This is a genomic window from Kitasatospora sp. NPDC004272 (assembly GCF_053603035.1).
On the sequence record NZ_JBSGET010000106.1, the window covers coordinates 17,892 to 29,192 of the forward strand.

Consider the following 11,301-nt stretch of genomic DNA (forward strand, 5'->3'; position numbering starts at 1 on the left):
CGGAAGAGACCTCCGGCAGTGACGATTGTTCGCCTATCTGCCGGAGGAGCAGACATGGACGTATCCGCGGGCCTGTGGGGCGGCACCATCGCGGTGCTGATCGCCCTGGTGGTGGCCGACTTCTTCATCGGCGGCCGCAAGCCGCACGAGGTCTCGATCAAGGAGGCCGGCGTCTGGACGGCGGTCTGGGTCGCCCTGGCCGTGCTGTTCGGCGGCTTCCTCTGGTGGTACGGCGGCGGGAAGCCGGCCGGTGAGTTCTTCGCCGGTTACATCACCGAGAAATCGCTCAGCGTCGACAACCTGTTCGTGTTCATCCTGATCATGGGCAAGTTCGCGGTGCCGAGGATCTACCAGCAGCGGGTGCTGATGTTCGGCGTGATCATCGCCCTGGTGCTGCGGGCGGTCTTCATCGCCGGCGGCGCGGCGCTGGTCTCCCAGTTCTCCTGGGTCTTCTACTTCTTCGGCGCGTTCCTGGTCTGGACGGCCTGGAAGCTGATCAAGGAGGCCCGCTCCGAGGAGGAAGAGGAGGAGTTCGAGGAGAACCGGCTGCTCAAGTCGATCGAGCGGCGCTTCCCCTCCACCGACCGGTACCACGGCACCAAGCTGTTCGTCCGGGAGAACGGCCGCCGGCTGATGACCCCGATGCTGATCGTGATGCTGGCCATCGGCACCACCGACGTGCTGTTCGCGCTGGACTCGATCCCGGCGATCTTCGGCCTCACCCAGGACCCGTACATCGTCTTCACCGCCAACGCCTTCGCGCTGATGGGCCTGCGGCAGCTGTACTTCCTGATCGGCGGGCTGCTGAAGAAGCTGGTCCACCTCTCCTACGGCCTGTCGGTGATCCTCGGCTTCATCGGGGTCAAGCTGGTCCTGCACGCGCTGCACGAGAGCGGCGTGCACGTGCCGGAGATCAGCATCCCGGTCTCGCTGGCCTTCATCGTGCTGACCCTGGCGGTCACCACCGTCACCAGCCTGGTCGCCGCGAAGAAGCAGGCCGCCGAGGAGGGCGCCGAGCCGGAGAAGATCGACGCCTGAGCCCGCGTACGACGGGGCCCCGCCGGGAGGATCCGGCGGGGCCCCGCCGTCGGTTCACCAGCCGCGCTCGCGCCACTCCGGCAGGTGCGGGCGCTCGGCGCCCAGGGTGGTGTCGTCGCCGTGGCCGGGGTAGACCCAGGTCTCGTCCGGGAGCACGTCGAAGACCTTCTCGTTGACGTCCCGGAACAGCGAGTCGAACGCGGCCGGGTCGCCCCAGGTGTTGCCCACCCCGCCCGGGAACAGGCAGTCGCCGGTGAACAGGTGCGGGTGGCCCTGCGGGTCGTCGTAGAGCAGCACGATCGCGCCCGGGGTGTGGCCCACCAGGTGGCGCACGGTCAGCTCGACCTGCCCGAAGCGCAGCACCGAGCCGTCCTCCAGGGGCAGGTCGGTGGGCACGTCGATGCCCTCCGCGTCGATCCGGCCGGCCATCGTGCGGGCGCCGGTGACGGCCACCACCTCGGCCAGCGCGCCCCAGTGGTCGCGGTGCCGGTGGGTGGTGACCACCGCGGCCAGCCGGGGGCCGACCGTCTCCAGCAGCACCGGGGCGTCGGCCGCCGCGTCGATCAGCAGCTGCTCGTCGGTGGCCCGGCAGCGCAGCAGGTAGGCGTTGTTGTCGTGCGGGCCGACCGCCAGCTTGGTGACGATCAGGTGGGCCAGCTCCCGGACGTCCGGCGCCCCGCCGACCTTCACCGCTCCGTGGTACGTCATCACGCCGCTCCTCGTTCGCTGCTCTGGACCCTCGTCAACCGGCCACCATCATTCCATCGGGCGGAGCGCGGGCAGGGCGGAACGGGGACCGACGAGACCCTCGTCACCCCGGCGCACCTGCGGGCCGTCCCCGTTCGAGCGGTCGTGCGGCGACCGGCCCGGGCGTTGCCCGGGCCGGTTGTCAGTCGTTGGCGCTACCGTCGAGCGAGGGTGCCCTTCACCCGTACGGGTGGCCGCCGTTGGACGGGCTCAGATTCGAACGAATGAGCTAGTACGCTGGCGGGCGCATCCTGGAAGAAGCACACCACCCTCCTCCCGATCCCACTTCGACCCGGAGAAAGGCGCCAGTAGCAGTGGCAGACCGCCTCGTCGTCCGCGGTGCACGCGAGCACAACCTCAAGAACGTCTCGCTCGACCTGCCCCGGGACTCCCTCATCGTCTTCACGGGCCTCTCCGGGTCCGGCAAGTCCTCCCTCGCCTTCGACACGATCTTCGCCGAGGGCCAGCGGCGCTACGTCGAGTCGCTGTCCTCGTACGCCCGGCAGTTCCTCGGGCAGATGGACAAGCCGGACGTCGACTTCATCGAGGGCCTCTCCCCGGCCGTCTCGATCGACCAGAAGTCCACCAACCGCAACCCCCGCTCCACCGTCGGCACCATCACCGAGGTGTACGACTACCTGCGCCTGCTGTTCGCCCGGATCGGCAAGCCGCACTGCCCGCACTGCGGCCGCCCGATCGCCCGGCAGTCGCCGCAGGCCATCGTCGACCGGGTGCTGGAGCTGCCCGAGGGCACCCGCTTCCAGGTGCTCAGCCCGGTCGTCCGGGAGCGCAAGGGCGAGTTCGTCGACCTCTTCGCCGACCTGCAGTCCAAGGGCTACGCCCGGGCCCGGGTGGACGGGCAGACCGTCCAGCTGACCGAGCCGCCGACGCTCAAGAAGCAGGAGAAGCACACGATCGAGGTGGTCATCGACCGCCTCACCGTGAAGGCGGGCGCCAAGCGCCGGCTCACCGACTCGGTGGAGACCGCCCTCAAGCTGGCCGGCGGCATGGTCGTGCTCGACTTCGTCGACCTCCCGGAGGACGATCCCGAGCGCGAGCGGATGTTCTCCGAGCACCTCTACTGCCCGTACGACGACGTCTCCTTCGAGGAGCTGGAGCCGCGCTCCTTCTCCTTCAACTCCCCCTTCGGCGCCTGCCCGGACTGCTCGGGCCTGGGCAACCGGATGGAGGTCGACCCGGAGCTGATCGTCCCCGACGAGGAGAAGTCGCTCGACGAGGGCGCCATCCACCCCTGGTCGCAGGGCGCCACCAAGGAGTACTTCCAGCGCCTGGTCAACGCGCTGGCCGCCGAGCTCGGCTTCCGCACCGACATCCCGTGGGCCGGGCTGCCGGTGCGGGCCAGGAAGGCGCTGCTGTACGGGCACAAGACCCAGGTCGAGGTCCGCTACCGCAACCGCTACGGCCGCGAGCGCTCGTACACCACCGCGTTCGAGGGCGTCGTCCCGTTCGTCACCCGCCGGCACTCCGAGTCGGAGAGCGACGCCGGGCGCGAGCGCTTCGAGGGCTACATGCGCGAGGTGCCCTGCCCGACCTGCAAGGGCAGCCGGCTCAAGCCGGTGGTCCTCGCCGTCACGGTGATGGACCGCTCGATCGCCGAGGTCTCCGCGATGTCGATCAGCGACTGCGCGGACTTCCTCGGCGAGCTGCGGCTGGACCGGCGGGACAAGCAGATCGCCGAGCGGGTGCTCAAGGAGGTGCTGGAGCGGCTGCGCTTCCTGGTCGACGTCGGCCTGGACTACCTCTCGCTCAACCGCGCCGCGGGCACGCTCTCCGGCGGCGAGGCCCAGCGCATCCGGCTCGCCACCCAGATCGGCTCCGGCCTGGTCGGCGTGCTGTACGTGCTGGACGAGCCGTCCATCGGCCTGCACCAGCGCGACAACCACCGCCTGATCGAGACGCTGGTCCGGCTGCGGGACATCGGCAACACCCTGATCGTCGTCGAGCACGACGAGGACACCATCAAGACCGCCGACTGGATCGTCGACATCGGCCCCGGCGCGGGCGAGCACGGCGGCAAGGTGGTGCACTCCGGCTCGCTGAGGGAGCTGCTGGCCAACGACGAGTCGCTGACCGGCCAGTACCTCTCCGGCAAGCGCGCCATCCCGATCCCGGCGGCCCGCCGCCCGCGCGACAAGAAGCGCCAGCTCGTGGTGCACGGCGCCCGCGAGCACAACCTGAAGGACGTCACGGTCGCCTTCCCGCTCGGCACCCTCACCGCCGTCACCGGCGTCTCCGGCTCCGGCAAGTCCACGCTGGTCAACGACATCCTGTACGCGCACCTGGCCCGCGAGCTGAACGGCGCCCGCAGCGTCCCCGGCCGGCACACCCGGATCACCGGCACCGACCTGGTCGACAAGGTGGTGCACGTCGACCAGTCGCCGATCGGCCGCACCCCGCGCTCCAACCCGGCCACCTACACCGGCGTCTTCGACCACGTGCGCAAGCTGTTCGCGGAGACCCAGGAGGCCAAGGTCCGCGGCTACCTGCCCGGCCGGTTCTCGTTCAACGTCAAGGGCGGCCGCTGCGAGAACTGCTCCGGCGACGGCACCATCAAGATCGAGATGAACTTCCTGCCGGACGTCTACGTCCCCTGCGAGGTCTGCCACGGCGACCGCTACAACCGGGAGACGCTGGAGGTCCACTACAAGGGCAAGTCCATCGCCGAGGTGCTGAACATGCCGATCGAGGAGGCGCTCGACTTCTTCGAGGCCGTCCCCGCGATCGCCCGGCACCTGAGGACGCTCAAGGAGGTCGGTCTCGGCTACGTCCGGCTCGGCCAGCCCGCCACCACCCTCTCCGGCGGCGAGGCCCAGCGGGTCAAGCTCTCCGCCGAGCTGCAGAAGCGCTCCACCGGGCGGACGGTCTACGTCCTGGACGAGCCCACCACCGGCCTGCACTTCGAGGACATCAGCAAGCTGATCAAGGTCCTGGAGGGCCTGGTCGACAAGGGCAACACCGTCATCGTCATCGAGCACAACCTCGACGTCATCAAGACCGCCGACTGGCTGGTCGACATGGGCCCCGAGGGCGGCTCCGGCGGCGGCGGCGTGGTCGTCGAGGGCACCCCGGAGGAGGTCGCGGCCAGCACCGCCAGCCACACCGGCAAGTTCCTGCGGGACATCCTCCCGGGCGTCTCGGACGCGGCGCCCGCGAAGCGCAGGAAGAAGTAGCCGCCGCGCGCGGCCGGGTCCGCCCCGAGGGCACGCGCCCTCCGAGCGGACCCGGCCGCGCGTGCTAGGTTTCTGGCGCCAAAACCCGTACCGAGGAGCCCCGATGACCGAGCCCACCGCCTCCCGCCGTACCGTGCTGTGCTGCGCGGCCGTCGCGCTCGCGGGGGCCACGGCCGCCGGCTGCTCCTCGTCCTCGTCCTCCTCCGGCGGCAAGGAGGAGGCGAAGTCCGCCGGTCCGATCGACCTCGGCCCGGCCGCGGACGTGCCGGTCGGCGGCGGGAAGGTCTACCGGGAGCAGGCCGTCGTGGTGACGCAGCCCGCCGCGGGGGAGTACAAGGCGTTCAGCGCGAAGTGCACGCACGCCGGGTGCCTGGTCAACGGGGTGGTCAAGGACCAGATCCAGTGCCTGTGCCACGGCAGCCGGTTCGGGATCGCCGACGGCGCCGTCCAGGACGGCCCCGCGCCGGAGCCGCTGCCCGCCTACCAGGTCGCGGTGCAGAACGGGAACCTGCAGGTCACCAAGGGCTGACCGGACCCGCCGGTGGAGAGTGCCGAGCGCGGGGCCCGCTCGGCAGCCACCAACGCCCGGCCGACGGCTGCCGCAGCAGAACATCCGTACATCAGCGCGGAAAATGTACGAAACCGCTTACTTCGTGGGAAGGCACGTGTCGAGCAGTTGTCGACCGTACGCCATGGCCGCGGCGTTCCACGCACACGCGGTGCACCGGTCCACGAGGATGAGCGACCACTTGGGGTCGGCGTACGGGATCCGGTCCTCGGGCGCTCGGACGAACGAGCCGATGTCGCGTCCGTGGCCGGTCACCCGGCCGCACGGGAAGTCCGCCGAGTGGTACGAGGTCCGTTCAGCCCCGGGCGTCATGCGGAGCAGGCACGGCATGCGCTTGGAACGGTCCGCGAGCGTCGCCGCGAGTTGAGCGATCTGCTGGAGGTCCCGCTCCAACTCGGAGCGCTTGATGCGTTCCTCGTGGTGGTCGACGAGTGAACGGGTGCGCCAGCGGTGTAGCGACGACAGTTCGGCCCAGTGGGCGTCGTCGGTCAGCAGCGGTCCGTGCTCCACGGCAGTCCTCTTCGCTGGGAATCGGCAAGGGGGGACATAGATTTCCAGGGCGCCGGTCACTTGCTACGGATTTGAGACATTTCCCGGTGACATCGAAGTGCGAGTGGTAGAGGTGCGGCATGCCGTCCGGCTGACGGCGTCCGCGCCGGAGTGTCACCGGCAGTCGGTACGGTAGGGGCATGGCAGACCCGTCCACCTACCGACCGGCGCCGGGGGCGATCCCGCTCTCTCCCGGGGTGTACAAGTTCCGTGACGCGCACGGCCGGGTCATCTACGTGGGGAAGGCGAAGAGCCTGCGCCAGCGCCTCTCCTCGTACTTCCAGGACGTGGCGAGCCTGCACCCGCGCACCGCGACGATGGTCACCACCGCCGCCTCCGTGGAGTGGACGGTGGTCTCCACCGAGGTCGAGGCGCTGCAGCTGGAGTACTCCTGGATCAAGGAGTTCGACCCGCGGTTCAACGTCAAGTACCGGGACGACAAGAGCTACCCGGAGCTCGCCGTCACCCTGAACGAGGAGTACCCCCGGGTCCAGGTGATGCGCGGCGCGCACAAGAAGGGCGTGCGCTACTTCGGCCCCTACGGGCACGCCTGGGCGATCCGCGAGACGGTCGACCTGCTGCTGCGGGTCTTCCCGGTGCGGACGTGCTCCAACGGCGTCTTCAACCGCGCCCGGCAGGTCGGCCGCCCCTGCCTGCTCGGCTACATCGGCAAGTGCGCGGCCCCCTGCGTGGGCCGGGTGAGCGCCGCCGAGCACCGCGAACTCGCCGAGGAGTTCTGCGACTTCATGGCCGGCCGGACGGGCGGCCACCTGCGCCGGGTGGAGCAGGAGATGCAGCAGGCCGCCGCCGAGATGGAGTACGAGAAGGCGGCCCGGCTGCGCGACGACCTCGGTGCCCTGCAGCGCGCGATGGAGAAGAACGCGGTCGTCCTCGGCGACGGCACCGACGCCGACCTGCTGGCCCTGGCCGAGGACGAACTCGAAGCCGCCGTGCAGATCTTCCACGTCCGCGGCGGCCGGGTCCGCGGCCAGCGCGGCTGGGTCACCGACAAGGTCGAGGACGTGGACACCGCGGGCCTGGTCGAGCACGCCCTCCAGCAGCTCTACGGCGAGGGCAACGAGCAGGTCCCGCGCGAGGTGCTCGTCCCCGCGCTGCCCGACGCCGCCGTGCACGAGTGGCTGACCGCCCTGCGCGGCGCCCAGGTCGACCTGCGGGTCCCGCAGCGCGGCGACAAGAAAGACCTGATGGAGACGGTGCAGCGCAACGCCCAGCAGGCGCTGGCGCTGCACAAGACCAAGCGCGCCTCCGACCTGACCACCCGCAGCCGCGCCCTGCAGGAGATCGCCGACGCGCTGGAGCTGGACTCCGTCCCGCTGCGCATCGAGTGCTTCGACATCTCGCACCTCCAGGGCGAGGACGTGGTGGCCTCGATGGTGGTCTTCGAGGACGGCCTGGCCCGCAAGAGCGAGTACCGCCGCTTCCAGATCAGGTCCTTCGAGGGCCAGGACGACGTCCGCTCGATGCACGAGGTGATCACCCGCCGCTTCCGCCGCTACCTCCAGGAGCGCGAGCAGACCGGCGAGTGGGCCGTCCCCGAGCAGGCCCCGGAGGAGGACGGCTCGCCGCTCGACGAGAACGGCCGCCCCAAGCGCTTCGCCTACCCGCCGCAGCTGCTGGTGGTCGACGGCGGGCAGCCGCAGGTCGCCGCCGCCGTCCGGGCGCTGGAGGAACTGGGCATCGACGACGTCGCGGTGTGCGGGCTGGCCAAGCGGCTGGAGGAGGTCTGGCTGCCCGGCCAGGACGACCCGGTGGTGCTGCCGCGCTCCAGCGAGGGCCTCTACCTGCTGCAGCGGGTGCGCGACGAGGCGCACCGCTTCGCCATCACCTACCAGCGGGCCAAGCGGGCCAAACGGCTCACGGCGGGGGAACTGGACTCCGTCCCCGGCCTGGGCGAGACTCGCCGCCGGGCCCTGCTCAAGCACTTCGGTTCGCTGAAGAAGCTGCGGGCGGCGACCGTCGACGACATCTGCGCGGTCCCCGGGATCGGGCGCCGCACCGCCGAGACTGTTGTCGCGGCCTTGGCCTCCCGTACACCCGCCGCATTCGCGGTCAACACCGCGACCGGCGAGATCATCGAAGACAGCACGGCCACAGCAGTACCGAGAAGCGGGGAAGAGACGTGACAGTGTCCAACGGGGGAGAGACCACCCCCGAGCTGGTGATCATCTCCGGCATGTCCGGGGCGGGCCGTTCCACCGCCGCCAAGTGCCTGGAGGACCTCGGCTGGTTCGTGGTCGACAACCTGCCGCCCGCGCTGATCCCCACCATGGTCGACCTGGGGGCCCGCTCGCAGGGCGCGGTACCGCGGATCGGCGTCGTGGTCGACGTGCGCGGCCGCACATTCTTCGACGACCTGCTGACCTCGCTGGAGGAGCTGGAGAAGCGCGGCGTCCGGCTGCGGGTGCTCTTCCTCGACTCCTCCGACGACGCCCTGGTCCGCCGCTTCGAGTCGGTCCGCCGCCCGCACCCGCTGCAGGCCGACGGCCGGATCGTCGACGGCATCGCCCGGGAGCGCGAGCTGCTGCGCGAACTGCGCGGCGAGGCCGACCTGGTGGTCGACACCTCCAACCTCAACGTGCACCAGCTGCGCGCCAAGATGGACGCCCAGTTCGCCGGCCAGGACGAGCCCGAGCTGCGCGCCACCGTGATGTCCTTCGGCTTCAAGTACGGCCTGCCGGTCGACGCCGACCTGGTGGTCGACTGCCGCTTCCTGCCCAACCCGCACTGGGTCCCCGAGCTGCGGGCCCGCACCGGCACCGACCCGGACGTCGCCGAGTACGTGTTCCAGCAGCCCGGCGCCCAGCAGTTCCTGGACGGCTACACCGACCTGCTGCGGATCATCACCGAGGGCTACCGGAAGGAGGGGAAGCGTTACATGACGCTTGCCGTAGGCTGCACCGGAGGCAAGCACCGCAGCGTGGCGATGTCCGAACAGCTGACGAAGCGTCTGATCGCGGACGGGGTCGAGACGGTGCTGGTCCACCGGGACATGGGCCGGGAGTAGCGGCCGGGAACCACCCGCACCGCCGCCCCGGCCGAGCACGAGACAGGAACACGGTGTCGGCGTGACGGGATACGTGCCAGCACGGCAGCAGCTCCGGACCAGACCCGCCGAGCGGGCCGCCCAGCCGCGCCCCGGCGCGCCCCGCATCGCCGCCCTGGGCGGCGGACAGGGCCTGTCCGCCTCGCTGTCCGCGCTGCGCCGGCTGACCACCGAACTGACCGCGGTGGTCACCGTCGCCGACGACGGCGGCTCCAGCGGGCGGCTGCGCGCCGAGCTCGGCGTGCTGCCGCCCGGCGACCTGCGCAAGGCGCTGGCCGCGCTGTGCGGCGACGACGACTGGGGCCGCACCTGGTCCGAGGTGATCCAGCAGCGCTTCGCCGGCAGCGGCGAGCTCGGCGGCCACGCGGTGGGCAACCTGCTGATCGTGGCGCTGTGGGAGAAGCTCGGCGACCCGGTCGAGGCACTGAACTGGGTGGGCCGACTGCTCAACGTGCAGGGCCGGGTGCTGCCGATGTCGGCCGTCCCGCTGGACATCGAGGCCCAGGTGCGCGGCCACGACCCGCTGCGTCCCGGCGAGGTGTCCGCGGTGCGCGGCCAGGCCGCGGTGGCGATCACGCCCGGCACCGTGCAGTCGATCCGGCTGCTGCCGGACGGGCCGCCGGCCGTCCCGGAGGCCGTGCAGGCCGTCCTGGAGGCGGACTGGGTGGTGCTCGGCCCCGGCTCCTGGTTCACCAGCGTGCTGCCGCACCTGCTGGTCCCCGAGCTGGCCAAGGCGCTCACCGAGACCCGGGCCCGCCGCCTGCTCACCCTCAACCTGGCCCCGCAGCCCGGCGAGACCGAGGGCTTCACCCCGCAGCGCCACCTGGAGGTGATCGCCGACCACGCCCCCGACCTGGCGGTGGACGCGATCCTGGTGGACGAGCGCGCGGTCAGCGGCGGCGCCTTCGGGGTCGCCGACCTGGCCGGCCTGCAACAGGCCGCCGAGCGGATGGGCGCCGCCCTGGTGCTCGACTCGGTGGCCCGCGACGACGGCACCCCGCGACACGACGCGGAGCTCTTGGCCGCCGCGTACGACCGGATTTTCCGGACTCATGGAAGGATCAGCCCATGGCGATGACGGCAGCGGTGAAAGACGAGATCTCCCGGCTTCCCGTCACCCGTGCCTGCTGCCGCAAGGCGGAGGTCTCGGCGATCCTGCGTTTTGCGGGCGGACTGCACATTGTGAGCGGCCGCATCGTGATCGAGGCGGAGCTGGACACCGGCATTGCGGCACGGCGGCTGCGCAAGGACCTCCTGGAGATCTTCGGACACTCCTCGGATCTGGTGGTGATGGCCCCCGGCGGGCTGCGGCGCGGCAGCCGGTACGTGGTGCGGGTGGTGAAGGACGGCGAACTGCTGGCCCGGCAGACCGGGCTGGTGGACGGACGCGGACGGCCGATCCGGGGCCTGCCCCCGGCGGTGGTCTCCGGGGCGACCTGTGACGCGGAGGCGGCCTGGCGCGGCGCCTTCCTCGCGCACGGCTCGCTGACCGAACCCGGGCGCTCCTCCTCCCTGGAGATCACCTGCCCGGGCTCGGAGGCGGCGCTCGCCCTGGTCGGCGCGGCCCGCCGGCTCGGCATCCCGGCCAAGGCCCGCGAGGTGCGCGGCGTCGACCGGGTGGTGATCCGCGACGGCGACGCGATCGGCGCGCTGCTCACCCGCCTCGGCGCGCACGAGTCGGTGCTCGCCTGGGAGGAGCGCCGGATGCGCCGCGAGGTGCGGGCCACCGCCAACCGGCTGGCCAACTTCGACGACGCCAACCTGCGCCGCTCGGCCCGCGCCGCGGTCGCCGCCGGGGCCCGGGTGCAGCGCGCCCTGGAGATCCTCGGCGAGGAGGTGCCCGAGCACCTGGCCGCGGCCGGCGCGCTGCGCATGCAGCACAAGCAGGCCTCGCTGGAGGAACTGGGCGCGCTCGCCGACCCGCCGCTGACCAAGGACGCGGTGGCCGGCCGGATCCGCCGGCTGCTGGCGATGGCCGACAAGCGGGCCGCCGAACTCGGCCTGCCGAACACCGAGGCCAACCTGACCGAGGAGATGGCCCTGAACTGACGGGCGGTCAACCGTCCGACGGCGCACCCGAGGGGCACGCGTGCCGGGCCAGGGCGGCGGCGAACAGCTGCCGCCGCTCGGTCAACTCCCTCGCC

The 11,301-nt window shown here is 71.4% G+C and carries 9 protein-coding genes; 7 read left to right on the forward strand and 2 right to left on the reverse strand.

Translation table 11 applies throughout. The annotated features are described in order from the left end of the window. Nucleotides 1-54 precede the first annotated feature (54 nt). Nucleotides 55-1,038, forward strand: a complete 984-nt coding sequence (locus ACWEO5_RS27500) for a TerC family protein (RefSeq protein WP_452164908.1) — start codon at nucleotides 55-57, stop codon at nucleotides 1,036-1,038. Nucleotides 1,039-1,092: 54 nt separating this feature from the next. Here the strand turns inward: ACWEO5_RS27500 and ACWEO5_RS27505 are convergent, their stop codons facing one another. Further along, nucleotides 1,093-1,746 (reverse strand): MBL fold metallo-hydrolase, encoded by a 654-nt coding sequence (locus tag ACWEO5_RS27505; RefSeq protein WP_452164909.1) that lies wholly within the window; start codon nucleotides 1,744-1,746, stop codon nucleotides 1,093-1,095. Between the two features lie 353 nt (nucleotides 1,747-2,099). Between ACWEO5_RS27505 and uvrA the strand changes: the two genes are divergently transcribed. Together uvrA and ACWEO5_RS27515 are read left to right on the forward strand one after the other, a co-directional pair. After that, nucleotides 2,100-4,976, forward strand: a complete 2,877-nt coding sequence (uvrA, locus tag ACWEO5_RS27510) for an excinuclease ABC subunit UvrA (protein WP_452164910.1) — start codon at nucleotides 2,100-2,102, stop codon at nucleotides 4,974-4,976. 103 nt (nucleotides 4,977-5,079) lie between these two features. Next, entirely contained in the window at nucleotides 5,080-5,505 is a 426-nt protein-coding gene (locus ACWEO5_RS27515) for a Rieske (2Fe-2S) protein (RefSeq protein WP_452164911.1), read from the forward strand. Nucleotides 5,506-5,622: 117 nt separating this feature from the next. Here ACWEO5_RS27515 and ACWEO5_RS27520 read toward each other — a convergent pair whose 3' ends face one another. After that, nucleotides 5,623-6,054, reverse strand: coding sequence for a hypothetical protein (locus ACWEO5_RS27520; RefSeq protein WP_452164912.1), 432 nt, complete (start codon nucleotides 6,052-6,054; stop codon nucleotides 5,623-5,625). A gap of 179 nt (nucleotides 6,055-6,233) precedes the next feature. On the opposite strand from ACWEO5_RS27520, the gene uvrC reads away from it, so the two are divergent. The 4 genes from uvrC to whiA all read left to right on the forward strand — a co-directional run bounded on the left by uvrC (nucleotide 6,234) and on the right by whiA (nucleotide 11,206). After that, nucleotides 6,234-8,237, forward strand: a complete 2,004-nt coding sequence (gene uvrC / locus ACWEO5_RS27525) for an excinuclease ABC subunit UvrC (RefSeq protein WP_452164913.1) — start codon at nucleotides 6,234-6,236, stop codon at nucleotides 8,235-8,237. Nucleotides 8,238-8,239: 2 nt separating this feature from the next. Then, complete coding sequence (gene rapZ / locus ACWEO5_RS27530) at nucleotides 8,240-9,118, forward strand: RNase adapter RapZ (protein WP_452164915.1); 879 nt, start codon at nucleotides 8,240-8,242, stop codon at nucleotides 9,116-9,118. Nucleotides 9,119-9,179: 61 nt separating this feature from the next. Beyond that, complete coding sequence (locus ACWEO5_RS27535; RefSeq protein ID WP_452164914.1) at nucleotides 9,180-10,235, forward strand: gluconeogenesis factor YvcK family protein; 1,056 nt, start codon at nucleotides 9,180-9,182, stop codon at nucleotides 10,233-10,235. Then, entirely contained in the window at nucleotides 10,226-11,206 is a 981-nt protein-coding gene (whiA, locus tag ACWEO5_RS27540) for a DNA-binding protein WhiA (protein ID WP_014138611.1), read from the forward strand. Before ACWEO5_RS27535 ends, whiA begins: the two co-directional genes overlap by 10 nt. Nucleotides 11,207-11,301 lie beyond the last annotated feature (95 nt).

Coding starts and splice junctions, on each gene's coding strand:
- ACWEO5_RS27500 (WP_452164908.1), top strand. CDS start 55: ATGGACGTATCCGCGGGCCTGTGGGGCGGCACCATCGCGGTGCTGATC.
- whiA (WP_014138611.1), top strand. CDS start 10,226: ATGGCGATGACGGCAGCGGTGAAAGACGAGATCTCCCGGCTTCCCGTC.
- ACWEO5_RS27515 (WP_452164911.1), top strand. CDS start 5,080: ATGACCGAGCCCACCGCCTCCCGCCGTACCGTGCTGTGCTGCGCGGCC.
- uvrC (WP_452164913.1), top strand. CDS start 6,234: ATGGCAGACCCGTCCACCTACCGACCGGCGCCGGGGGCGATCCCGCTC.
- ACWEO5_RS27505 (WP_452164909.1), bottom strand. CDS start 1,746: ATGACGTACCACGGAGCGGTGAAGGTCGGCGGGGCGCCGGACGTCCGG.